Consider the following 24,173-nt stretch of genomic DNA (forward strand, 5'->3'; position numbering starts at 1 on the left):
ATTATGGCAGGTTTTGATAAAGTAGTAACAAGCTACAGTGAAGCAATGGCAGGGCTTGAAGACGGGATGACTATTATTGCTGGTGGTTTTGGTTTATGTGGTATTCCTGAGGGATTAATTGCACAGATTAAGCGCCAAGGCACCCGAGACTTAACCTTAGTGTCGAACAACTGTGGTGTTGATGGCTTTGGATTAGGGTTGTTACTTGAAGACAAGCAAATTAGTAAAATGATTGCCTCGTATGTGGGCGAAAATGGGTTATTTGAGCAGCAGTTACTGAATGGTGAGTTAGATGTTGAATTGACGCCACAAGGAACATTAGCTGAAAAAATGCGTGCTGGTGGTGCGGGCATTCCTGCCTTTTATACCGCAACCGGTGTGGGCACTCCGGTCGCCGAAGGCAAAGAAACACGCAATATTAACGGCCGTGATTACTTACTTGAGCCGAGTATTACCGGTGATTTTGCTATTGTAAAAGCCTGGAAAGCGGATCGCTATGGAAATTGTATTTATCGTCATACGGCGATGAACTTTAATCCTATGGCAGCCACTGCTGGTAAAATTACCGTGCTCGAAGTTGAAGAAATTGTAGAGCCTGGCGAGCTTGAGCCAAGCCAAATTCATACACCCGGTATTTATATTGACCGTGTTATTAAAGGTGAATTTGAAAAACGGATTGAAAAAATCACAACGCAACCGGCCGAGCAATAAGGAGTATATAGTTATGGCATTAACACGAGAGCAAATAGCAAAACGCGTGGCGATGGAACTCGAAGATGGCTACTACGTCAATTTAGGCATTGGTATACCAACACTTGTCGCGAATTATGTGCCTGAAGGCATTGAGGTGATGTTGCAATCGGAAAATGGCCTCTTAGGAATGGGGCCATATCCACACGCTGACTCAGTGGATGCGGATATGATCAACGCGGGGAAGGAAACAGTAACCGCAGCAACTGGTGCCGCTATTTTTAATTCTGCAGAAAGCTTTGCCATGATCCGCGGTGGGCATGTTGATTTAACTGTTTTGGGTGCTTTTGAAGTTGACCAAAATGGCAACATTGCTAGTTGGATGATTCCTAACAAGCTGGTTAAAGGTATGGGCGGAGCGATGGATTTAGTGGCTGGGGCAAAAAACATTATTTGCACCATGACCCATGCAAACAAGCATGGTGAGTCAAAACTATTAAGTGAATGTAGCCTGCCACTAACCGGTGTTGCCTGTATTAATAAAGTAATTACGGATCTCGCTTTATTAGAAATTAAAGACGGCGCTTTTCACTTGTTAGAATGCGCTCCAGGAGTAAGTGTTGATGAAATTAAAGCCAAAACGGCGGGTAATTTAGTTATTAACGACAAAGTCAAAACCATGACTTTTGAGTAATTTTACTAATGATGGGCATGGAGCAAAATAATTTTATATGCTTCATGCCATCACTGCATTGCACTTATTAAGCACTTAAGTCATTTAAATTCAGTTTATAACGGGCCCCTATCAAGCCCATCTCATACCCCAAAATATCTTTAAAGCAAGTTTTTTATAAATTGATTGCATTTTAAGCGACTTCTATGGTGATGTTCGCTTTAAGTAATGCTATACTCCCGCCGAATAATTTATCGACTTTATTAAGAGTAAAATTAATGGCAGATTTATCGAAGTACAGAAACATTGGTATTTTCGCGCACGTTGATGCGGGTAAAACCACAACTACTGAGCGTATCCTAAAGCTTACAGGTACTATCCACAAAACAGGTGAGGTTCATGATGGTGAATCGACTACCGATTTCATGGATCAAGAAGCTGAGCGCGGTATTACTATCCAGTCTGCGGCAGTAAGCTGTTTCTGGAAAGATCACCGTTTTAACGTTATCGATACTCCTGGACACGTTGACTTCACAGTTGAAGTTTACCGTTCACTTAAAGTATTAGATGGCGGTGTGGGTGTATTCTGTGGTTCTGGTGGTGTTGAGCCACAATCAGAAACTAACTGGCGCTATGCGAACGAATCAGGTGTTGCACGTATCATCTTCGTAAACAAATTAGACCGTATGGGTGCTGATTTTTACCGTGTAACAGCGCAAGTACAAAAAGTACTTGGTGCTACTCCACTTATCATGACTTTACCAATTGGTATTGAAGATGAATTCGTAGGTGTTGTTGACGTTTTAAACAAGCAAGCATACGTTTGGGATGACACTGGTCTTCCTGAAAACTACGAAATCACTGACGTTCCTGCAGACATGGTAGACAAAGTTGACGAATACCATGAAATGCTTATCGAGACTGCTGTAGAGCAAGACGATGACCTAATGGAAGCATACATGGAAGGTGAAGTACCTTCAGTTGAAGATATCAAGCGTTGTATCCGTAAAGGTACTCGTGACCTTGCATTCTTCCCTACGTTCTGTGGTTCTGCATTCAAAAACAAAGGTATGCAACTTGTTCTTGACGCAGTAGTAGATTACTTACCTGCACCTACAGAAGTTGATCCTCAACCTCTTATGGATGAAGAAGGTAACGAAAACGGCGAGCATGCAATTGTATCTGCAGACGAACCTTTCAAAGCGCTTGCATTCAAAATCATGGATGACCGTTTTGGTGCGTTAACATTCGTACGTATCTACTCTGGTGTGCTTAACAAGGGTGACACTATCCTTAATGCATTTACAGGTAAAACTGAGCGTGTTGGCCGTATGGTTGAGATGCAAGCAGATGAGCGTAAAGAGCTTACTACAGCACAAGCGGGCGATATCATCGCTATCGTTGGTATGAAAAATGTGCAAACTGGTCATACTCTATGTGATCCTAAGCACCCAGTAACACTTGAGCCAATGGTATTCCCAACTCCAGTAATCTCGATTGCTGTACAGCCTAAAGATAAAGGCGGTAATGAGAAAATGGGTGTTGCTATCGGTAAAATGGTTGCAGAAGATCCATCTTTCCAAGTTGAGACTGATGAAGATTCAGGCGAAACTATCCTTAAAGGTATGGGTGAGCTTCACTTAGATATCAAAGTAGATATCCTTAAGCGTACTTACGGTGTAGACCTTATCGTTGGTCAACCACAGGTTGCTTACCGTGAAACTATCACTCGTGAAATCGAAGATAGCTACACGCATAAGAAACAATCTGGTGGTTCTGGTCAATTTGGTAAAATCGATTACCGCATCAAGCCAGGCGAAGTGGGTTCAGGTTTCGCGTTCACTTCATCAGTTGTTGGTGGTAACGTACCTAAAGAATTCTGGCCTGCAGTTGAGAAAGGTTTCAAATCAATGATGGGTGAAGGTGTTCTAGCTGGCTTCCCAGTACTTGACGTTGAAGTTGAGCTTTTCGACGGTGGCTTCCACGCCGTGGATTCATCTGCAATTGCTTTCGAAATCGCTGCTAAAGGCGCTTTCCGTCAGTCTATCCCTAAAGCGGGTGCACAACTTCTTGAGCCAATCATGAAAGTTGACGTGTTCACACCAGAAGATCACGTAGGTGATGTAATTGGTGACCTTAACCGTCGTCGTGGTATGCTAAGCAATCAAGAAGCTGGTTTAACTGGCGTTCGTATTAAAGCTGACGTACCGTTATCAGAAATGTTCGGTTACATCGGTTCACTACGTACAATGACATCTGGTCGTGGTCAGTTCTCTATGGAGTTCTCACACTACGCTGCATGTCCACAAAACGTAGCTGATACTGTAATCGCTGCAGAAAAAGAGAAAAACGCTGCTAAGTAATTAGCACTCTAACTCTTTAAAAAAACCCGCACTTGCTGCGGGTTTTTTATTGTTTAACTTTTATAAAGCATGATTGATTTAAAGATAATGAAGCCCGTCGTATTAAATGAACATGGCTTAAAAAATAAGTGTAAACGCAGCTAAAAAAAAAGGAGCAACACAAGGTTGCTCCTTTTTTATTTGTAGTGGCATTAACTTAGCTTATTAGCAGTTTTTGTGATGAGTGCTTTAAACTTCTTTCGATGTGATTCACTACTAAAGTTCTGAATAGGCATTGTCACTTTATGTTCTAATGGTAACAATGGTGTTGCTGTTGAATAACGCCCTACAGGTGGAACGGCTATCTCTTTGAGGTGTACTTTAAGAGCCGCTAATGTTGCATCGTCATCTACTTCACTCGGGCAGAGGAAAATGCCCCACTGCCTTAGCTTAATGCCTAGCTTGATACTACTTGAGTAACGCACAATAGGAGCAGCGAGGATGAGCCCTAATAAAATAGGAGATAACCACCAAAAAAAGACCGGTGTAAAGTAATAAGCAACACTACCCCATACAATGGCAACAAGCGAAGAAAACAATGTATAACCAAACGCTTCTTTCCATGGCACCATTCTACCTTCACGCGGTTGAGCATCCCATTTTACTTTTTTGCCTAAAAATACACAGACTACAAAGTACGCATGAAATACCATCATCAATGGTGCCACAATAATAGCAAAAATGGTTTCAATGATAGATCCTAAAATGAGCTTTAATGCACCACCAAAGCGCTGTTTACGGTGCACTAAAGTAACAATGACGCCCATAAGTTTAGGTAATAACAAAATAATAATTGTTAGGTAAAGTAATGAGTCAATGAGATCTGTTTTGGCTATTTGCCAAGTCGGAAATAACTGATAGGCACGATTAAAGTAGACATCACTATTTAAAGCACGTGTTACCGCATCTATGGTACTTAATGCCAGCATAGACAACCAAATAAGAGATGAAATATACGCTGTTGCACCTAGTAAAAAGTGCAGTTTGCTCATTAGCTTTAGCTTTGCTGATGAAAGTAAACCTAGGTGTTGAATATTACCCTGAACCCAACGTCTATCTCGTACAGCATAATCTAAGATATTACTGGGAACCTCTTCATAACTGCCTTCAATATCGGCAAGTAATAATACGTCCCAATTTGCGCTATGTAATAGAGAAGCTTCCACAAAATCATGGCTTAAAATTTCTCCACCAAAGGGGGCTTTACCTTTGAGTGTTGGCAAGCCACAGCAATCAATAAACGCACTAACACGAATGATGGCATTATGCCCCCAGTAATTGGCTTTATCGGTTTGCCAAAAAGCAGAGCCAGTAGCTAACATTGGGCTATAAAGAATCGAAGCAAACTGTAAAAAGCGTCCAAAAAAAGTATCTTGGCGCACAGGAATAGGAATAGTTTGAATCAATCCCGCTTGTGGGTTATTCAGCATACTAGTAGTGAGTTCTAGCATGCATTGACCCGTCATCACACTATCAGCATCCAATACAATCATATGCTCGTATTGGCTACCCCAACGTTCGCAAAAATCGGTTAAGTTACCTACTTTACGATGTTTATTATCTTCACGACGACGGTAAAATATTTGTTTTGCTGTATCGCCAAGACGTTCACATAAAGCATGCCATGCGCTTAATTCATTACTGGCAATAGTTGCGTCTTGTGTATCGCTCAGTAAATAAAAATCAAAGTGTTTTAATTGCCCAGTGGCTTTTAACGATTGCAAGCTCACTTCAAAGCCAGCAATAACTCTATGGGTATCTTCATTATAAATTGGCATAACTACAGCCGTTTTTTGCTGTGATAGTGCTTCATTGTTAATGGAGACCGGTTTTATTCTTCTAAGCGTGAGCGGATCTATACGAAATAGCTGCAGTATAAAACCAATGCAGCCACTACAAAATGCGGTGACTATCCAAGCAAAGGTAATAGAAAACAAAGCAAGCAGTGCATATTCAAGCAAGGTCATGCCATTTGAGTTTAAAATTTCAAACATAATTGAAATGCCATAGCCTGAGAGGCCAATAGCAGCTATAGCAAATAACCATACGCGAAGTGTTTTAAAAGGCATTGGTGTGCCAGTACTTTGTTTACTTGATGTCATTTGGATACCAAACATAGCTCCATACCTCGCTCACTGCTTTGTTACGTAGTTTTAGCGATAAACGCATATCTACAGGATTACTGTCTTTTGGGGCGACTTTGAAGGCAACTCGCCAGCCTAATGATTTTGGTAGCTTTTGCACTGTAATATCACGCACTTCACCTGTGGTAAGTTGCAAGTCTGCGCTAAGTACTAATTTTTCAGATAATTGATTGATATCAGGGCCAGTAAAGTCAACAGTAAACTGACGATGGCTCTTTGGAGGTGGGTTATCTTCACCAGGCAATGCTGCACTGCCAATGCGTGTTCTAGCCACTTTAGCCAAATTATTTTGGCTTAGATAATCATTAAAGGTCGATATTTTGTAGCTAAACTTTAATGCTTCTCCTGCTTTGAACGGCTTTTCAGGAACCCAATAACTTACAATATTATCGTTAGTTTCAGTATCTGTTGGAATCTCAACAAGCTCAACACGGCCATTCCCCCATTCACCTTGTGGTTCTATCCAAAAGCTAGGGCGGTCATGATAATGCGCTTCTATATCAAAGTAGTTATTAAAGTCACGGTCACGCTGTGCAAGGCCAAAGCCTTTAGGATTTTCATATGAAAAAGAGGTTACGCTAAGTTGGGATGGATTATTAAGTGGACGCCATACCCAGTTACCTTCTTGTGATTGCGTGAGCAAACCGTCTGAGTCGTGTACTTCAGGGCGATAATCATCAAAAAACTTGGTACTATTTTCACCGTGATAAAACATACTCGTTAATGGTGCTATACCAAGCTTTTTAACATCTTTACGGGCAAAAATTTGCATGTCGACGCTAACACTTGTCTGCGTGTTAGGGTCTATCTCAAACTTGTAAGCTCCCGCTACTGATGGACTATCAAGTAAAGCAAAAATAGTAATATTAGTTTGCTCGGGTGTTGGTTTAACTAACCAGAATTCTTTGAATGAAGGAAACTCTTCACCAGATGTTTGTGCGGTATCAATCGCCAGTCCTCGTGCAGATAAACCATAAACTTGGTTAGGCCCAACTAAGCGAAAATAAGAAGCGCCCTGAAATACCATAACCTCATCTTTATAGTCATCGTTATTTAATGGGTAATGTAATCTAAAACCAGCATGCCCTAACTGCGTACCTTCAATACTTTTTGCTATTTCATCTTTTAGGTGTGCTGCTGTTCCATCATATTGATAAAACTCTGTGCTAAATGGAAGGCGGCTAAGCTTTGCATTTTGATCAACGATATTGATTTTTACTGGCGTTTTATATAAAAAACCGGGGTGAAATAATTGCAGCTCATAAAGCCCTTCATCTTTCCATACCGATTGGTCTTGCTTAAAGCGGATTGAGCGGTAGTCTTGATAATCAATACTATTAAGCGCATCTAACTGTATTTCTTTTGGTGCAATGTAATCTTGTTCAGCAAGCTTTTTAGCTCGCGCACTTAGCACATCAAATAAACTGCTCTGCGGTATTGCGGCTTCAAGTGAAGATGCAGCAATCGCGCTGTTAGTTCCCCACAGTGAAAAAACCATCAACATCCCAAACAAAGGCTTTTTAAAAACCCTTTGATAAGTAGATATAAGGTGAATGCGCGCTTTCATTTTGAATCCTTTATAAAAAAATATGTTTACTGCTAAGATTGACGTTTATCTCAGTTGCTCTTGGTATGGATTAGAAGGACAAGTTGTTTATCACTTTCAATCAAGCCGCTATAACGCATTTTGACTTTTCGAAAAACAAACAGTGTTAGAGTTACCTTGAGTTAGATATGTACTAAGTCAATGCTTGCATAGATAATAAGCAGTGCTTGATGAAGCCTGTCTGAATTACATTTGTATATAAAATAAAAAAGCCGCGAATGCGGCTTTTGAGTTACTTCAAGTAGATACTGGCAACAACTTTAAGTCATGAACCGGTTATTGAAGTCGAAGTTAATCAGCATATTTGGTTGCTTTATAAGTGAGTTTTACATTGCCAAATGGTAAAAAGCCATTTACGCGGACTTTCCATTTACCCGATTTAGGATTGGTAAATGTACAGTTTTCTGCGTTTCCTCTACTAATTGATGCGCAGTCACTTCTAAACAAAGTCGGGCTTCTTTTGTGTCTAACAAATAAGTTTGCATCGCCCCATCCACCGTCTAGGCTAATAGTTAGCTCGTCATAACCTTCAGGAATATCAATGCGGTAGTTTTTCCACCAAAACCAGCCGCGAATATTATCAATTTCACCGGTGATCACCTCTGGTTCTGGCTCAGGTGGCGCGATAATCGTTGAACGAATATCGACAATAACAGGGTCATGATCTGATGCTCTGTAAGGTCCTTGAGCATACAAGCTTGATTGCTGTGCGTCAGATTTAAATTCAACATTATAATCAAGTGAAATAGGCTCATCGGCGTTAATATGCCAATCACTGGCGCTCACTACTTTACTTAATAAGCTCGGGCTTGCTAGGGCGTGATCTAAACTTCCTGCACGACCAGAAAAGCTGTAAGAATAACCTAAGGTGTTGCCATCTAACTCAGCAACCACATTTTTAAGGCCCTTATCAGCAAATGCACGGATAGGATCTTCCATTGCATACGCGTTCATGTCGCCAACAAGAATGATATCTTCATCATCAACTCCTGTTGGTTTGCTATTTAGCCAATCAGCAAATGCATTTGCGCCAGCAGTTCGGATTTCATTCCAACATGCTTGACCGTCACCTTGATCTGCATTGCCGCCAGTGGCACTTCTACAACCACCTTTAGATTTTAGGTGTGCTACGGCAACAGTAAAGACTTCCTCTGTATCTAAAGATTTAAAGCTTTGTGCAATTGGTGCACGGTTGCTGTAATCGAAAGGCGCATCGGTAGTGATTGCTGCAGTACCCACTTGCTGCACTTTATCAGCACGATAAATAAGCGCAGTCGTGATAGCGTCGGTGCCGATTTTATCAACACCAAAATCCACGAATGCATACTGATTTTGACTATCAGCGTCATTAAGTGCATTTACTAAGCTTGCAACAGCACTGAATTCACCAAAGCCGTCATTTTCAATTTCCATTAAGCCAATCACATCCGCTTGCAAAGCACTAATAGCGCTGACTAGCTTGGCTTGTTGGCGAATTAACTCGGCTTCTGAATCAGCACCACGGCTAGTTGGAAAACCACCGCTTTGGCCATCGCCATTAAAGTAGTTAAGTACGTTAAAGCTGGCAACACGTAAATCAGCGTCAGGGTTTAACTCTGGCGCATCGGTGCGTGGATTGGTTGCTATAAACTGAGGTGTTGTTGTTGGGTGAATACGGTAAGTACTAAAGCTGTAAGCTAGCGCACCTGTTACAGAATTTACTGTATCGCCTGTGCGTAGAGTATTCTCTGCTGATAATCCTGGGACAGGGTAAGCGATAGGATCGCGGTTTTGACGAGTTGAGCCATCATCTAAGAGTATTTTTTTATTTATATTTTGCGCTTCAATCGCATTCGCAGCCGCGCCAGGAAGTGCAACTTGAGTACCTTGGTATAAGCGTTCAGTAGCAAGCTCTAGTTCACCATAGCGACCTAAACCATAATTGTTGGTAACAATAAGTGGCTGCTCTAAGGTCACTAACATACCCTCAAACGCTTCTAATTCACTTTGCTCAGTAACGGGTAAAGTAATTTTAGTCGGATAAGCTGAAAGGCCGGTGTCACATATAGCAACTTGACTAACATTGCCAATTTGGGTGGCATCAAAATACTCTTCAACAGTACCTCGTACGCGAACGTGGTCACCAACATTAACATCAGTATTAGTAAAGTAAACAAATACCCCTTCAGAGGTAAGTGGGTTTGTATCTTCATCATAACTCAGTGAGTTAACAAAAAAGCCTTTGAGCTGATCATCAGCCTGGAAGTCAGCTGTTACTACACCTTCAAACTCAACAACAGTGTTAACCATTGGGCTGCTTGCGCCTTCGCCTTGAATGCTGCTAATTAATGTTTTATCAGCGCCACATAATAAAGGCTCTTCAGGTTCTGGGTCTGGATCAGGGTTAGGTGAAGAATTCCCTGCAAAGATACCTAAATCACTAAAGTCATCTTGATCAAATTGCAGCCATAGCTCACTTGGATTAAAAGCGCCATCGGCATCAGTGCGTCCGTTTAGCTCGGTTTCTTTGCGGCGCAATGTTTTATTTTGTGTTTTCACGCCCCCTTCTGACCAAAATGAACCCGGGTCTACACCGCGCTGGCCAAAGCTATCAATAACCACAGAGCCTTGAGTAAGTACCAGCGCATCATCGCCATTAAAGTTAGTCACGGCGCTGAGTTGGTCAGCTTTTTCTTTTAGTTCTGCTGATGCATTCCCATTAACAATGACGTAAGTGCTGTTTGCAGCAAGTTCACCAGTTAAATCGAATGTATTATTTGCATCTGTATTGCCATTTGAATAGAGGCTTAGCGTGTAGCCATCTAATGACAGAGGGGTAGTCGAATTATTAAATAGTTCTACTGCTTTATTATAGCTACTGCCTTCTACGTACTCAGATATAACGAGGTTAGCGGTAGCGGGTGCACTGAGGCTTGCTAATACAAGCGCCAATGGCGTTATTTTTGTTTTCAACATTATTATTTTTCCCGTGTTTTTGTTTCCCCAAATGGGACGCTTAGTGTAATGAAAAATAATTACAAATAGAATACAGAATGTTAACAATGTCGAGATTTGCTTATTTTTTGAGGTTGAAAATACGTTGTGTTTTTAGTTTTGGGTAAGGAAGGGTCTATGTAGTGTGGTTACTTCCCAGAAATGAGAGTAACGCAGCATAAAAAAGGGCTGCCTTTAAATATACAAAAGGGCAATAAAGCCCTTTTATATCAATATGTCGTTATTATTTATTTAAATAGCGAGCAGCTTGCTTAGCAAAGTAAGTCAGAATGCCATCTGCGCCTGCGCGTTTGAATGCTAATAAAGATTCCATAATAGTAGCTTCTTCGCTCAGCCAGCCATTATCAATAGCGGCTTTATGCATCGCGTATTCACCACTTACCTGATAAGCAAATGTTGGTACACCAAACTCATCTTTAACGCGGCGTACAATATCAAGGTATGGCATACCAGGTTTAACCATTACCATGTCGGCGCCTTCCTGAAGGTCAAGCGCGACTTCGCGAATTGCTTCATCTGAGTTAGCAGGATCCATTTGGTAGGTTTTTTTATCAGCGCCTTTTAAGTTCCCAGCAGATCCTATGGCATCTCTAAATGGGCCATAGTAGCTAGATGCGTATTTAGCTGAATAAGCCATAATACGAGTGTGAATAAAACCATCCGCTTCGAGCGCTTCGCGGATTGCGCCAATACGGCCATCCATCATATCTGATGGAGCAACAACATCGGCACCTGCAGCTGCATGTGATAATGCTTGTTTAACTAATATTTCAGTAGTTACATCGTTTATTACATAGCCTTCGTCATCAATAATGCCGTCTTGCCCGTGAGTAGTAAATGGATCGAGCGCCCCGTCAGTGATCACCCCAAGTTCAGGGAAGGCTTCTTTTAAAGCACGAACAGTGCGTTGTACTAAGCCATCATCGTTATACGCTTCTTCGGCATATAATGATTTTTTATCTGCAGGCGTAACAGGGAAGATAGCCACCGCAGGCACACCTAAATCAACTAATTCTTTAGCTTCTTCGATCAGTAGATCAATTGATAAGCGTTCAATACCGGGCATCGATTCAATGCTTTCACGACGGTTTTTGCCTTCAAGCACAAAAACAGGGTAAATAAGATCATTAACACTCAGCTGATTTTCAGCCATAAGGCGACGAGAGAAATCATTACGGCGCATTCTACGCATGCGAGTATATGGGAAAAGGTCTAGTCCAGATTGGGCCATAAGTATACGCTCCTACTGTGGGATTGAAAAATTAACCACTTGATTGCGGCCATGTTGTTTTGCTAAATAGAGTGCCTTATCGGCATAATCAGTAAATAGTTCAGGTTTATGAATATCATCGGCAATTTGAGTATAAACACCGGCACTAATGGTAAAGTCGATAATAGTCCCCGCTACATTCACACTATTATTTGCTATTGCTAAGCGTGTCTGCTCTGCAATGACCAGTGCACCTTGGTTATTAGTATTAGGTAGCAAAATGACAAATTCTTCACCACCATAACGTGCTACTTCATCTAGTGGGCGCTTAAGCTGTTGTTTAATGGTATCAGACACAGCCCTTATAACTTGATCGCCGGTTAGGTGGCCATAGTTATCGTTAATTGACTTAAATTTGTCAATATCTAACATAATAATGCTCAGTGGCGTTTGTTCGCGGCGCGAACGACGAATTTCCATAATTAGTTTTTTATCGAAAAAGCGCCTATTTTTAATGCCTGTTAAGGCATCTTCCATATTGAGTTGTTCAAGTTCGCGGTTTTTATCTTCTAATTCCCTCAGTGTTACTTGTAACTCAAAGGTGCGTTCATCTACTTGGCTTTCAAGCTCTTGGCGGGTGCGCTCTTGTAATTCAATCCGCTCATTTAATAGCGCATCTTGTGCAGCGTTTTGTGCAATTAATGCTTGCTGCGCTGTTACTTGCTCATCGCGTTGTAATATAAATAACTTTATGACGGTATAACTTAAACAAAATGAGCAACCTAAGGACGCTGCAAAGGTTATCATTAAGCTAGCTCGAGTCACTGTATAAAGGCCGGTTAATGCAATGGCAAAATGAATCACAATAATGAAAAACAATATAAGGGCAATTAATAAGCTTTTATTAGGGCTTGTCGGTTGCTGGCGCAAATAAAGTAATGTAGTTATCACGTGGTAAATAAGAATTATAGGTATAGTTGAGATGGCAAATAAAGTTACACTGGGAGTAGGTAATAACCATATAAAACCGATAATTAACGCATACAGTGTTGTAATAGCAGTTTGACCCTTGAGTAACTTAGAGGCGTTAGGTTTGCACACATGCCGCTGTAAGGGCAGAAGCAGAATTGTGCTCAGCATAAGTAATAGAGGCAGCATTAACTGTTGTAGGCCTGCTATGCTTGAGGGAGCATAACGAAACCCAAAACCACCTATATAAGCTAAAAACAGGCTGAGCATCAATGTAATCACACCTGCATAAGCAAAATAATGTTTACGTGAAAAAGCAAATAAAACTATGCTACTGATAGCCAGTGAAAAAATAAATCCAATCAGCAATCCATAAAGCAAGTTAACCATGCTTTTATGGGCTAATAATGCATCCTGTTGCCATAAGGTGAGAGGGACGCGAAGCCCAATTCCCGCATTATTATTAACTTTGAGGTAAACGGTGGTTTCGCTGTTAGCGGGAAGAGTTAATTTAACCAGCAAAGACTCACTTCTAATCGCTCTATCAGATAAAGGCAGAGCATCACCAATATGTTCCGATTTTAGTTGCTCCTCACCTATAAAGTGGTACAGGTATATATTGTTCAGAAGTGGGTTATCGAACGATAGGATTGGCTCTATTGGCTCATTAAGGTAATTATTTAGTTGAAATTGAATCCACACAGGCCGAGACTCAAGGCCTAAATTAAGTGGCTTATTATTAAGTAGCAGCCATTCTTGTAAATTGCTTTGTCGTGCATCTTCTAATGAGGTAGGAACAAACGAATAATGAATACCTTCTATTGTTTTTGAATTAAATTCGCTATTTATCTCGATTGCACTTGCAGGAAAACAGGATGCATAAAACACCATAGTGAATACCAGCAAAGCGCAAAAGGTTCGCATTATTTTTTCTCTATTCCAAACAAATGATTAAAGTTTTCACTTGTATGCTTTGCAACATCACATGCAGGAATACCATAAAGCTGAGCAAGCGTGTCACAAACATAATGCAGCAATGCTGGCTCATTACGTCTTGATTTTGGCTTAGGTTTAACAGTGCGAGGAATTAAAAAGGGTGCATCGGTTTCAATTAATAAACGCTCAATGGGAATGCTAGGGATCAGTTGTTGTAATTCTTTGCCACGTCGTTCGTCACATACCCAGCCGGTGATACCAATATAAAGGCCCAAATTTAAGTAACCTGCGAGTGCTTGTGCATCACCAGTAAAACAGTGCAGTACACCGCGTACAGTAAACTCATTTAAAATAGCAAGCATGTCGTCACTGGCGTCGCGTTCATGCAAATAAACAGGCAGGTTTAGCTTTTCAGCTAATGCGAGCTGACGACGAAACACATCACGCTGCACATCTCTTGGAGAAAAGTCGCGATTATAATCTAGCCCGCACTCACCTATGGCAATAATCTGCTCATGTTGAGCTAGCTGAGTGAGTTGTTGCTCAAGTTCAGAGGTTGCTGTTTTTGCATCATGAGGGTGAATACCCGCGCTAGCATATTGGTCATAGCGTGCAGCAAGTGCTAATGATTCTTCGCTGGAGCTGATATCGCAGCCAATAATTAGCATATGCTTAACACCGACCTCTATTGCCCGAGCGAGCACTTCTTGATGCTGACCATCAAATTGATGATTAGTTAAATTTATGCCAGCATCAATTAACGTGTATTGCATTACTGGGTGCGTTTTACACGAATTGAACGGTTTTGATCTGCTTTTTTAAGTAAAAAAGAGTTGAATACGCCACGGCTAATAATAACGGTATCGCCCTCATCTAATCTCAAGCTATCTGAGCCAATTTGACGCCACTGCTGATTATTCTCTAAAGTAATAATTAGCTCACCATAAGGTGCTTTTTTAACAGATGAAATTATTGATGTAATAGACTCTTCCCCATTTTCAGTAATTTCTTTGTGCTCTAAACCAAATTCTTTTTCTTTGATAGCCACGGGTGCTGTTACGGTAGACGTGTCAGCTTTTACATTAGCTTGAGCAGGTTGCTCTGGCTGTTTACGAGCTGATTGAGTGAGCGATTTTCCGGCAATGGTGTTGTCATAGCATAGTAAACGATTAAAATCGTTTTCAATAAAACTACAGGCTTGCAACGCTTGTTCATTGATAGGAGTTGCGGCTAAAACCGGTACACTTGCTAAAGCGAGTAAAGAAAGTAAATGCTTATTCATATTATTCCTCAGATTCTTGTTGTGGTTTTGCGGTATAAAATTTCGCTAAAATTAAGCCAAGCTCAAATAACAGCAGCATAGGGAGTGCTAATAGAGTTTGTGATAAAACGTCTGGTGGCGTTAAAAACATCGCCACTACAAATACGCCGACCACTATATAAGGGCGCTTTTCTTTTAGGCTTTGTGTGGTTGTTGCACCGCTCCAACAGAGCAACATAATCGCCACTGGAATTTCAAATGCAATGCCAAAAGCAAAAAATAGCTTAAGAACAAAGCCTAAATAGCTACTGATATCTGGGGCTAGGGTCATCATTTGAGGACCTGCACTGGTGAAAAACCCTAAAATAATTGGCAGTACTACAAAGTAGCAAAAAGCAATGCCACCATAAAATAAGAAAATACTGGAAGCTAATATTGGCATCAGCATTTTCTTTTCGTGCTGATATAAACCTGGGGCTATAAATCCCCAAATTTGATGTAAAATCCAAGGGATGGCCGCAAATAAAGCAACAAACAACGTTAGTTTAAAGGGAGCAAAAAATGGCGCAGTGACATCCGTTGCTATCATAGTGGCAGTACTAGGTAAATGAGCGACTAGAGGAGCAGCTACAAACGTATAAATATCGTTTGCAAAGTAAACCAAACCAATAAATATCACTAAAATACTCAATAGCGATTTTATCAACCGGTCACGCAACTCGATTAAATGAGCGACAAATCCTGATTTTACTTCTTCAGTCATTGTTTTCTATACCTGCATTAAGCGCATGAAAAAAGAGAGTGCCATAATTATTTAGAGTCATCTGTTGCTTGGTTATTAGTGGCTTGGCTTTGATTTTTTTTATAGCTGTGAGTAACTGATTGCGCTGCTTGTTGCAGCTCAGAAACAGAGTGTTGTAGGTCAGGGCTTAAATCTTTAAGACCTTGTTGCTCTGCTTTTTTTAGGTTTTCATGTAGCTCGTTTACACGAAGCTCTTCACTCACTTCAGCTTTTACTGAGTTAGCCATTGCTTTGGCTGTTTTAACCCAGCGGCTTACGGTTCTAATAGCAACAGGTAAGCGTTCCGGCCCTAGTACTACCAAGCCGACAATAAATACCACAACAAGCTCCCACATTCCCATGCTAGTTAAACCTTGTCGTTATCTTTAGTTTTGCTAGTTGTACTTGAATCGATTGGTGTTGATTCTGATGATTTTTGGATCTGTTCAGTTTTATCTTCGCTAGCTTGTTTTTCAGCATTTTGGTCATCAGACATAGCTTTTTTAAAGCCTTTAACTGCGCCACCTAAATCACCACCCATACCGCGTAGTTTTTTTGTACCAAATAAAAGTACAATGATTGCAAGTACAATTAATAATTGCCAAATACTAATACCACCAAAACCCATGGTTTTCTCCTGCTTTTAAGCCATAAAATAATAAGGTTAAGTGCTGATTATACGCCCAAAGTGGCAAATAGCACTTAGTTTATGAGCGGCGCCAAGCCGCTATAAAGCCAATAACAGCACAGCTTAAGACAACGCCAGCAGCGATTAAGTTGTGTTGTAAATAAAATAAAGCTGAGACAATCATCGCAGCACTACTAAACAGTCCTAAAACCAATGGTTTATGTGAAACCTTAATTTTAGGTGCGTGAGAGTGTGGTGCTCGCTTTAAATTTTGATAAATTAAATCGGGTAGTTCAGGCATTTTTTCTGCCCAAAACGGTAAGTTTGCATACATTTGCTTTAGCACAGACAGCGGGCCCACTTGTTGTTTAACCCAGTCTTCTAAAAATGGTTTTGCTGTTTTCCACAAGTCCAGTTGTGGGTATAGCTGACGACCTAAGCCCTCAACATACAACAAGGTTTTTTGTAATAATACGAGTTGCGGTTGAACCTGCATATTAAAACGACGTGCGGTATTAAATAAGTTAACCAATACATGACCAAATGATATTTCAGCTAGTGGTTTATTAAAAATAGGCTCGCACACGGTGCGAATAGCAAATTCAAACTCTTCAATGCTGGTATCAGGTGGTACCCAGCCTGAATCAACATGTAGCTGTGCTACTTGGCGGTAGTCGCGGTTAAAAAAGGCAATGAAATTTTCAGCTAAATAGCGTTTATCTTCTTTGTTAAGAGTTCCAACAATACCGCAATCTATACCAATATATTTAGGATTATGCGGGTTTTCGCGTGACACAAAAATATTGCCCGGGTGCATGTCAGCATGAAAAAAACTGTCGCGGAATACTTGAGTAAAAAACACTTCTACTCCGCGTTCTGCTAATAACTTCATGTTGGTGTTTTGTGCCATCAACGCTTCAGTGTCCGAAACCGGAATACCGTAAATACGCTCCATAACCAGTACATTACTGCGGCTATAATCACTATATACTGTTGGAATGTATAACGATTCTGAACCTTCAAAGTTACGCTTTAATTGAATACCATTAGCGCCCTCACGCATTAAGTCGAGCTCATCGAGCAATGTTTTTTTATACTCTTTAACCACTTCCACTGGGCGTAATCGCTTGGCTTCGTTAATTAACTTACCGACAACCTTAGCCAATTTTTCCATTAGTGCTAAGTCAGCGTTGATTTGTTGCTCAATATTAGGGCGAATAACTTTAATAACAACATCTTGCGATTCACCTTGAGGATCAACAAGAGTAGCAGTATGCACTTGAGCAATTGAGGCCGATGCCAAAGGTATTTGTGAAAATTCGCTAAATAGCTGGCTAATATCATCTATTTCTAATGCTTTTTCGATGATTCTCTGGGCTAGTTCACCTTCGAACGGTTCTACCTGATCTTGTAAAAAGGCTAATTCCAAGGCGATATCATGAGGCAGTAAATCGCGCCGAGTTGAAAGCATTTGGCCAAACTTTATCCACACAGGGCCAAGTTGTTGTAGTGCTAAACGAAGTCTTAAGCCAGGAGGTTTATCTTTGTGTTGGTTGCGCAACCAAAACAAACTGCCACGAGCAAGTTTAGCAAACCAAGGTACTTTATGTTTGGGTACAAGCTCATCAAGTCCGAAGCTAAGCAGGGTTTTAGTTATGTAATACAGTCGGGCAGTTGACACAAAAAATCCTTAGCGCGTTAAAGGGCTTTAATTAGGGCGTTAATACGTTGCTCAATGGCGGCAACATGGCCTTTTAGTGCTCTATTTTGTTGTTTAAATTGCTCAAGCTCTAATGGGTGAATGGTGATTGCCAGTTCGTCTTGGCACACACTAATAAAAGTATTATCGAGCTGAGACTTTGCTTTTTTACCCTGCTGCTTAAGCGACTGCAAGTGCAAATAAAGTTGTTGTGCAGGCGCGTCGCCAATATGCTTTGCTAGTTGCTCTGGCCAATCAATCTCTACACTTGAAAAGGCTGAACTATAGTGTTGAGCTATATTTAAATCGCCTTGTAAATCAAGCTTATCTTGGCGAATAAGTTGAGTCAGCATGGCTGGGTTTTTCAGTGCTAACAACGTATCTATATTGGCGCTGATCATACAATCAGCGTCAGCATGTTCGAATGCAGTGTAAAGATGTAGCTGCTGATTGGCATAAGTAATGGCTATTTTTTGCTGCCAGTCTCTAACCTCAACTAATAAGCGCTGATGCTCTACCGTTTTTAGTTTATCGAGTAAGCTCGGATCGAGTTTAAGCGCTTGATTTAATACTTGCTCAATAAGCGAAAGTACAAAGCTCGGTAGCATAAAAAAACTGCTTGCAGCCAGTTGTTCTTTACTGTGTTCTTCAAGCGCCATAAATTACGAACCTTAGTATTTAAATCCACGATGCAGGGCAACAATGCCACCAGTTAGATTTTGATAAGTCGCTTGCTCAAACCCTGCTTCGACCATCATCGCTTTAAGGGTTTCTTGATCTGGATGCATACGAATTGACTCTGCTAAGTATTGGTATGATTCACTGTCGTTAGCAACTAGTTTACCCATAGTAGGTAAAATGTTGAAAGAGTAAAAGTCATACGCCTTGCTGAGAAGCTCTTGCTCTGGTTTTGAAAACTCAAGAATGAGTAAACGACCACCTGGCTTTAAAATGCGGTACATAGAGCGCAATGCTTTATTTTGTTCGGTGACATTACGTAAGCCAAAAGCAATCGTAATTAAATCAAAACTATTATCAGGGAAAGGTAAGGCTTCGGCATTCATTTGTACGTAATCAATGTTGCCTACAAGGCCTAAGTTATGCAGCTTTTCGCGGCCTACTTTTAACATTGAAGAGTTTATATCACCTAAAACAACCTGACCGGTTTCGCCAACAAGCTGGCTAAACTTTGCAGTTAAATCGCCAGTACCGCCGGCTAAATCTAATACATGATGACCTTTACGAATACCTGAGCTGGCAATTGTTTGACGTTTCCATAAACGATGAATACCAAAAGACATGAGATCATTCATAACATCGTACTTTGTCGCAACAGAATGAAATACATCAGCAACCATAGAAGCTTTTTCGGTTTCGGCAACAGTTTTATAGCCAAAATGCGTGGTCTTTTCAGGGTTCTCGTTCATGATTAATCTCTATCGTGGTAATAAAGACTAGTGTACTTGATTGTGCACCAAGGGTGCAATTTGAATATGATTTATCAGTTAATTTTATTGTTTGAACAGTGTACTGGGTTATTGAGATGCGCGTGATTTAAACGCCGCGCTTGAGGCACTTTTAACTAGTTGGTTAAAGTCGCCTTGTTGTTGTTCCGTAATCCCTAATGAGAGAGAAATGGGAGGGAGTTTTAGATCGCTTTTTGAACTTATAAAGCGTAGTTTTTCAACTCCAGTTATTACTTTTTCTGCAATCAGCTTAGCAGTTTCTGGCTCAATGTTAGCAAGTAGAACAATAAATTGGTCTTTTGCAGAGCGCCCGGCTAAGCCACTTTGTGAAACATACTTTTGAACTTGCTTAGCTACTTTATTTAAAATCACTTCTCCAATGGCATCACCAAAGTTATTAATAAAATGCTCTAAATTATCAATTTGAATGGCAATTGCTGAAATTGACTTGTCTTGTTTTAGCCATAATTGTGTTTGCTTAGTTAAATAATGGCGTTTGTATAAGCCTGTTTGTGGGTCAATCACATGTTGTTTGCGCAAGGTATTAAGTTGTTTTTTAGTGGCTTCGTGTAGTTTTTTTGCCTGGCTAAGTTCTTGTTTAAATTGTGCTTGTTGTGAGAGAAGTAACTGTGTTTGCTCATTTAACCTTTCTAAAGCGAGGCGGCTGTTAGCAATATTATTTTCATCTAAAGAATGCAAGCAGTCATTAACATGGCCTGCAAAATCGTTAAGTTTTTTTTCGGTTTGCTGTGCATTTCGCGATAGTGAATTGATCACGCCATTGACGTTTTCAATCATTGCTACTTCGGTTTTATGACCCTGATTTAAATATTCAAAATAGAGTTGCTCAATAAATAGCTCATCAATATTTTGATTTGCATCTATGGCATCATCAATAGCATTGTTAAGCGCAAAATGGATTTTACTAATGTATGTATACACAACTTGAAAATTTAAGGGAGTAGGAGGCAAAACATGATGCTCTAAAAACATACATACTTTTGTCATTTTTTCTTGTGCTATAGCCATGGAGTCATGGAACATCATTTGCAATTACCAACCAAATACGCATAAATGCTGATTTATAAAACTCGTCCAATGAGGCAATTTGCTTCCAAGCGCAGATACAATAATCATTATATCTGTGATTTAAAAGTAAAATGAGTCGTAGTTGATTAAAATGACGCTATAAATTCAATAACCGTTGCTTTTTTGAGCAATTACTCTAATTTTATTTATAGTTAAGTATTAACTTAAGTTAATAAAATGACTGCTGGCGTATATTTTTCGCAGTTGGTCGTATATCTATTTGCTATTTATTCAGCCTAAGATAGGTTTATCACATCTGTAACGTCATTAAGCTCAATAACTATGAATTTATCTCTTTCGAAAAAAATGCGCCTTTCCTTATTAAGTGTCACCTTAGTGTGCTCATTAAGCGCGTGTCAGCTCACCACAATTAACGCCGATCAGCAATTTACGCAAACGGCCGAAAATATCGTCCAGTACCGCCAAAAGGTAAGTCCGTACAGTAACCCTGAGGGTGTTGATGGCTATTTACTTCCTAACTTATCGGCTGACTTTTTAGCCCAGCAGTATCAAAAAAACACGCAGTTATTGGCTGATTTAGATGCAATAGATATGAGCAAGCTGAGTGACGAAAACCAAATTAACTACAGTATTATTCGAGCGCAAGTACAAAATACTATTGATGAATATGTATTTAACGCTCACTACATGCCTTTAACGTCAGAATATGGCTTTCATTCAAGCTTATCGTTTATTGTTAATAGCTCTGATTATAAAACCGCTCAAGATTATCAAAACTACTTAAAGCGATTACAACAAGTGCCGCGCTTTTTTGAGCAAAACATAGGCTGGATGCGTAAAGGATTAGAAGTTGGTTTAACTCAACCCAAAGCGGTATTAATTGGCTACCAAGATTCTATTACTGCCTATATTGTTGATGATGTAACACAGTCTGAATTTTACAAGCCGTTTTTAAACAATACCGCGGGTTTAAGTGATAGTGAATTTATAGCGTTACAACAACAGGCTAAAGCCACTATCAGTGGCCAAGTTATTAAAGCCTATAAAGATTACTTAACTTTTTTTAATACTGAATACTTACCTGGCGCGCGCAGTGATATTGGTATTTCGTCAACTCCTAATGGCGAAGCCTTTTATGCAAATCGTGCTAAGTATTACACCACGACACAAATGACCCCAAAAGAAATCCATGAGCTGGGTTTAGCTGAGGTGGCGCGTATTCGCAGTGAAATGGAAGCGGTCATCAAAGAGGTGGGTTTTAAGGGCACGTTTGCAGAATTTATCCACTTTTTACGTACTGATCCGCAGTTTTACGCCACAACGCCTGAACAATTATTAAAAGAGGCCGCGTACATTGCCAAAAAAATGGATGCACAGTTACCTAAATTATTTCATACCTTACCACGCAAACCCTATGGCGTAGCGCCGGTGCCTGCCAATATTGCACCTAAGTACACTACTGGGCGCTATTCAGGTTCGAGCCGTGATGATCAAGCCGGTTTTTATTGGGTGAACACGTACGCTTTAGATAAACGACCACTCTATGCTTTAGAAGCGTTAACGCTGCACGAAGCCGTACCGGGCCATCATTTACAAATATCACTCAATGCAGAGCTTGAAAGCTTACCTAGCTATCGCCGAGATGCCTATTTATCAGCATTTGGTGAAGGCTGGGGATTATATTCAGAGTACTTAGGGGTTGAGGCTGGCTTTTATCAAGACCCATATAGCAACTTTGGTCGTTTAACCTACGAAATGTGGCGTGCTGCACGTTTAGTGGTTGATACGGGGATGCATATGTATGGCTGGAGTCGAGAGCGTGCAATGAATTTTATGGCTGATAATACGGCACTTTCATTACATAATGTAAAAACGGAAACCGACCGTTATATTTCGTGGCCAGCACAAGCGCTGTCTTACAAAATTGGTGAGTTAACAATTAAACGTCTGCGCGCAGAGGCTGAGCAAGCATTAGGTCAACAATTTGATATTCGTGAGTTTCATCATCAAATATTACGCCATGGCTCAGTACCTTTGTCGGTGCTTGAGCAACAAATACGTTTGTATATACAAGTGGAATTAGCAAAAACAGATAGCTAAAAGCGCATTATTTTGAAACTATAAAAGTGTGGTGTTATTTGATGGCATCACGCTTTTTTAGCATTTAAGGATAAGTAATGAGTCAGTTTATAATGTTCAGTATCGATGTGTTTGCCAGCCTATTTATTGTTGCATTGGGATTGCTGGTTGTATTAATTGCTATTTTTTATATTCGAGATGTTACGCAAACAAAGCATGCTATTAGGCGTAATTATCCCGTGATTGGACGTTTTCGTTATTTCTTTGAGCGCCAAGGTGAGTTTTTCAGACAGTATTTTTTTGCCCTCGATCGTGAAGAAATGCCCTTTAATCGTGCCGAGCGTAGTTGGGTCTACCGCGCGGCTAAAGATGTTGATCACACGGCCGCTTTTGGTTCAACTCAAAGTTTAGAGGCCACAGGCACAGTCATGTTTATGAACTGTGCGTTTCCTACCTTAGATGAAGAAGCCTTAGCGCCGAGCAACGTAACTCTTGGCCCTTACTGTAAATTTCCTTACACCACAAATTCGCTATTTAATATATCGGGCATGAGCTTTGGTGCGCTATCAAGCCCTGCTGTGCGTGCACTATCCAAAGGGGCAAAATTAGCAGGATGTTGGATGAACACGGGAGAAGGCGGCCTTAGCCCATATCACTTAGAAGGAGGTGCCGATATTGTATTTCAAATTGGCACCGCAAAATACGGTGTACGCGACGAGCAGGGAAATTTAAGTACAGAAAAGCTAAAAGCCGTTGCTGCACATCCAGCGGTTAAAATGTTTGAACTGAAAATGAGCCAAGGTGCTAAGCCCGGAAAAGGCGGCATGTTACCTGGGCGAAAAGTGAATGCTGAAATTGCCAAAATAAGAGGTATACCCGAAGGGCAGGATTCGATTAGTCCAAACGGGCACCCAGAAATAAAAAATCCAAACGATATTCTAGACATGCTTACCACCATCAGAACTGCAACGGGTAAACCGACAGGCTTTAAAGCGGTTATTGGTGAACATACTTGGTTAGAAAGTTTATTCGCCGAGATTAATCATCGTGGCATTGAGTCCGCACCCGACTTTATTACTATTGATAGTGCGGATGGCGGTACCGGCGCAGCACCACAATCTTTATTAGATTCTGTGGGGTTACCGCTTAAAGAAAGCCTTCCTTTAGTTATACAGCTATTAAAGAAACATGGTCTTAGAGAGCGAGTTAAAATTATTGTTTCGGGTAAGTTAATTGTTCCTTCCAAAGTTGCATGGGCATTAGCACTAGGAGCCGACTTTGTGGTTTCTGCGCGAGGGCATATGTTTGCACTAGGCTGCATTCAGGCTATGCAATGTAATAAAGATACCTGCCCAACAGGAATTACTACGCATAATGAACGTTTACAACGTGGTTTGAATGTTGAAGATAAAGCGCAGCGGGTTGCAAATTATAATAAATATATTCATTACGGTGCGGGGCTTATTGCACATTCTTGTGGCGTTACCAGTGCTCGCGAATTAAAACGCAAACATGTACGTATAGTACAAGAAAGCGGCCTTTCTGAGCCGCTAGATAAAATTTACGAAAATCATAAATAAGTCGT

The 24,173-nt window shown here is 40.6% G+C and carries 19 protein-coding genes; 5 read left to right on the forward strand and 14 right to left on the reverse strand.

Going from position 1 to position 24,173, the window contains the following annotated elements; translation table 11 throughout:
• Positions 1-3 precede the first annotated feature (3 nt).
• The 3 genes from MTF66_RS25265 to fusA all read left to right on the forward strand — a co-directional run bounded on the left by MTF66_RS25265 (position 4) and on the right by fusA (position 3,726).
• Positions 4-711, forward strand: a complete 708-nt coding sequence (locus MTF66_RS25265) for a CoA transferase subunit A (RefSeq protein ID WP_138570596.1) — start codon at positions 4-6, stop codon at positions 709-711.
• Between the two features lie 13 nt (positions 712-724).
• Positions 725-1,384, forward strand: coding sequence for a CoA transferase subunit B (locus MTF66_RS25270; RefSeq protein WP_055012315.1), 660 nt, complete (start codon positions 725-727; stop codon positions 1,382-1,384).
• Between the two features lie 257 nt (positions 1,385-1,641).
• Positions 1,642-3,726 carry an elongation factor G gene (gene fusA, locus MTF66_RS25275; RefSeq protein WP_010392256.1) on the forward strand — a complete coding sequence of 695 codons (2,085 nt, stop codon included), beginning with the start codon at positions 1,642-1,644 and terminating at the stop codon, positions 3,724-3,726.
• Between the two features lie 191 nt (positions 3,727-3,917).
• On the opposite strand, the gene mdoH is transcribed toward fusA, so the two are convergent.
• The 14 genes from mdoH to MTF66_RS25345 form a co-directional block, all read right to left on the reverse strand.
• The gene (mdoH, locus tag MTF66_RS25280) at positions 3,918-5,882 is read right to left on the reverse strand and encodes a glucans biosynthesis glucosyltransferase MdoH (protein WP_138623611.1); all 1,965 of its coding nucleotides are present in this window, start codon (positions 5,880-5,882) and stop codon (positions 3,918-3,920) included.
• On the reverse strand, positions 5,854-7,476 hold the full coding sequence (locus MTF66_RS25285; RefSeq protein ID WP_138623613.1) for a glucan biosynthesis protein G: 1,623 nt from the start codon (positions 7,474-7,476) through the stop codon (positions 5,854-5,856). Before MTF66_RS25285 ends, mdoH begins: the two co-directional genes overlap by 29 nt.
• A gap of 330 nt (positions 7,477-7,806) precedes the next feature.
• Complete coding sequence (locus MTF66_RS25290) at positions 7,807-10,470, reverse strand: ExeM/NucH family extracellular endonuclease (protein ID WP_138623615.1); 2,664 nt, start codon at positions 10,468-10,470, stop codon at positions 7,807-7,809.
• A gap of 262 nt (positions 10,471-10,732) precedes the next feature.
• Positions 10,733-11,740, reverse strand: a complete 1,008-nt coding sequence (gene hemB / locus MTF66_RS25295; protein ID WP_055012311.1) for a porphobilinogen synthase — start codon at positions 11,738-11,740, stop codon at positions 10,733-10,735.
• Between the two features lie 12 nt (positions 11,741-11,752).
• Positions 11,753-13,612: a diguanylate cyclase gene (locus MTF66_RS25300; RefSeq protein WP_109875739.1), complete on the reverse strand. Its 1,860-nt coding sequence runs from the start codon at positions 13,610-13,612 to the stop codon at positions 11,753-11,755.
• Positions 13,612-14,397, reverse strand: a complete 786-nt coding sequence (locus MTF66_RS25305; RefSeq protein WP_109875740.1) for a TatD family hydrolase — start codon at positions 14,395-14,397, stop codon at positions 13,612-13,614. Before MTF66_RS25305 ends, MTF66_RS25300 begins: the two co-directional genes overlap by 1 nt.
• Positions 14,397-14,906, reverse strand: coding sequence for a hypothetical protein (locus MTF66_RS25310; protein ID WP_055012309.1), 510 nt, complete (start codon positions 14,904-14,906; stop codon positions 14,397-14,399). The genes MTF66_RS25305 and MTF66_RS25310 overlap by 1 nt, the downstream gene beginning before the upstream one ends.
• Position 14,907: 1 nt before the next feature.
• Positions 14,908-15,648, reverse strand: coding sequence for a twin-arginine translocase subunit TatC (gene tatC, locus MTF66_RS25315; protein WP_008108549.1), 741 nt, complete (start codon positions 15,646-15,648; stop codon positions 14,908-14,910).
• A 47-nt stretch (positions 15,649-15,695) separates the two neighbouring features.
• Complete coding sequence (gene tatB / locus MTF66_RS25320; protein WP_008108547.1) at positions 15,696-16,028, reverse strand: Sec-independent protein translocase protein TatB; 333 nt, start codon at positions 16,026-16,028, stop codon at positions 15,696-15,698.
• Positions 16,029-16,033: 5 nt separating this feature from the next.
• On the reverse strand, positions 16,034-16,294 hold the full coding sequence (tatA, locus tag MTF66_RS25325; RefSeq protein WP_008108546.1) for a Sec-independent protein translocase subunit TatA: 261 nt from the start codon (positions 16,292-16,294) through the stop codon (positions 16,034-16,036).
• Between the two features lie 79 nt (positions 16,295-16,373).
• On the reverse strand, positions 16,374-17,975 hold the full coding sequence (gene ubiB / locus MTF66_RS25330; protein ID WP_138623620.1) for a ubiquinone biosynthesis regulatory protein kinase UbiB: 1,602 nt from the start codon (positions 17,973-17,975) through the stop codon (positions 16,374-16,376).
• A 17-nt stretch (positions 17,976-17,992) separates the two neighbouring features.
• Positions 17,993-18,652, reverse strand: a complete 660-nt coding sequence (locus MTF66_RS25335) for an SCP2 domain-containing protein (protein WP_075170760.1) — start codon at positions 18,650-18,652, stop codon at positions 17,993-17,995.
• Positions 18,653-18,664: 12 nt separating this feature from the next.
• Positions 18,665-19,420: a bifunctional demethylmenaquinone methyltransferase/2-methoxy-6-polyprenyl-1,4-benzoquinol methylase UbiE gene (ubiE, locus tag MTF66_RS25340; RefSeq protein ID WP_138623622.1), complete on the reverse strand. Its 756-nt coding sequence runs from the start codon at positions 19,418-19,420 to the stop codon at positions 18,665-18,667.
• Positions 19,421-19,528: 108 nt separating this feature from the next.
• Positions 19,529-20,488: a diguanylate cyclase domain-containing protein gene (locus MTF66_RS25345; RefSeq protein ID WP_138623630.1), complete on the reverse strand. Its 960-nt coding sequence runs from the start codon at positions 20,486-20,488 to the stop codon at positions 19,529-19,531.
• A gap of 342 nt (positions 20,489-20,830) precedes the next feature.
• Between MTF66_RS25345 and MTF66_RS25350 the strand changes: the two genes are divergently transcribed.
• Together MTF66_RS25350 and MTF66_RS25355 are read left to right on the forward strand one after the other, a co-directional pair.
• Positions 20,831-22,609 carry a DUF885 family protein gene (locus MTF66_RS25350; protein ID WP_138623624.1) on the forward strand — a complete coding sequence of 593 codons (1,779 nt, stop codon included), beginning with the start codon at positions 20,831-20,833 and terminating at the stop codon, positions 22,607-22,609.
• 77 nt (positions 22,610-22,686) lie between these two features.
• Entirely contained in the window at positions 22,687-24,168 is a 1,482-nt protein-coding gene (locus tag MTF66_RS25355; protein ID WP_109875743.1) for an FMN-binding glutamate synthase family protein, read from the forward strand.
• The last annotated feature ends 5 nt before the right edge of the window (positions 24,169-24,173 follow it).

This window comes from Pseudoalteromonas sp. 2CM39R (assembly GCF_023161845.1).

Bases quoted from the DNA above. Each gene is read 5' to 3' on its own strand.
- MTF66_RS25265 (WP_138570596.1), top strand. From the start codon at position 4: ATGGCAGGTTTTGATAAAGTAGTAACAAGCTACAGTGAAGCAATGGCA.
- MTF66_RS25270 (WP_055012315.1), top strand. From the start codon at position 725: ATGGCATTAACACGAGAGCAAATAGCAAAACGCGTGGCGATGGAACTC.
- fusA (WP_010392256.1), top strand. From the start codon at position 1,642: ATGGCAGATTTATCGAAGTACAGAAACATTGGTATTTTCGCGCACGTT.
- mdoH (WP_138623611.1), bottom strand. From the start codon at position 5,882: ATGTTTGGTATCCAAATGACATCAAGTAAACAAAGTACTGGCACACCA.
- MTF66_RS25285 (WP_138623613.1), bottom strand. From the start codon at position 7,476: ATGAAAGCGCGCATTCACCTTATATCTACTTATCAAAGGGTTTTTAAA.
- MTF66_RS25290 (WP_138623615.1), bottom strand. From the start codon at position 10,470: ATGTTGAAAACAAAAATAACGCCATTGGCGCTTGTATTAGCAAGCCTC.
- hemB (WP_055012311.1), bottom strand. From the start codon at position 11,740: ATGGCCCAATCTGGACTAGACCTTTTCCCATATACTCGCATGCGTAGA.
- MTF66_RS25300 (WP_109875739.1), bottom strand. From the start codon at position 13,612: ATGCGAACCTTTTGCGCTTTGCTGGTATTCACTATGGTGTTTTATGCA.
- MTF66_RS25305 (WP_109875740.1), bottom strand. From the start codon at position 14,397: ATGCAATACACGTTAATTGATGCTGGCATAAATTTAACTAATCATCAA.
- MTF66_RS25310 (WP_055012309.1), bottom strand. From the start codon at position 14,906: ATGAATAAGCATTTACTTTCTTTACTCGCTTTAGCAAGTGTACCGGTT.
- tatC (WP_008108549.1), bottom strand. From the start codon at position 15,648: ATGACTGAAGAAGTAAAATCAGGATTTGTCGCTCATTTAATCGAGTTG.
- tatB (WP_008108547.1), bottom strand. From the start codon at position 16,028: ATGGGAATGTGGGAGCTTGTTGTGGTATTTATTGTCGGCTTGGTAGTA.
- tatA (WP_008108546.1), bottom strand. From the start codon at position 16,294: ATGGGTTTTGGTGGTATTAGTATTTGGCAATTATTAATTGTACTTGCA.
- MTF66_RS25335 (WP_075170760.1), bottom strand. From the start codon at position 18,652: ATGGCGCTTGAAGAACACAGTAAAGAACAACTGGCTGCAAGCAGTTTT.
- ubiE (WP_138623622.1), bottom strand. From the start codon at position 19,420: ATGAACGAGAACCCTGAAAAGACCACGCATTTTGGCTATAAAACTGTT.
- MTF66_RS25345 (WP_138623630.1), bottom strand. From the start codon at position 20,488: ATGGCTATAGCACAAGAAAAAATGACAAAAGTATGTATGTTTTTAGAG.
- MTF66_RS25350 (WP_138623624.1), top strand. From the start codon at position 20,831: ATGAATTTATCTCTTTCGAAAAAAATGCGCCTTTCCTTATTAAGTGTC.
- MTF66_RS25355 (WP_109875743.1), top strand. From the start codon at position 22,687: ATGAGTCAGTTTATAATGTTCAGTATCGATGTGTTTGCCAGCCTATTT.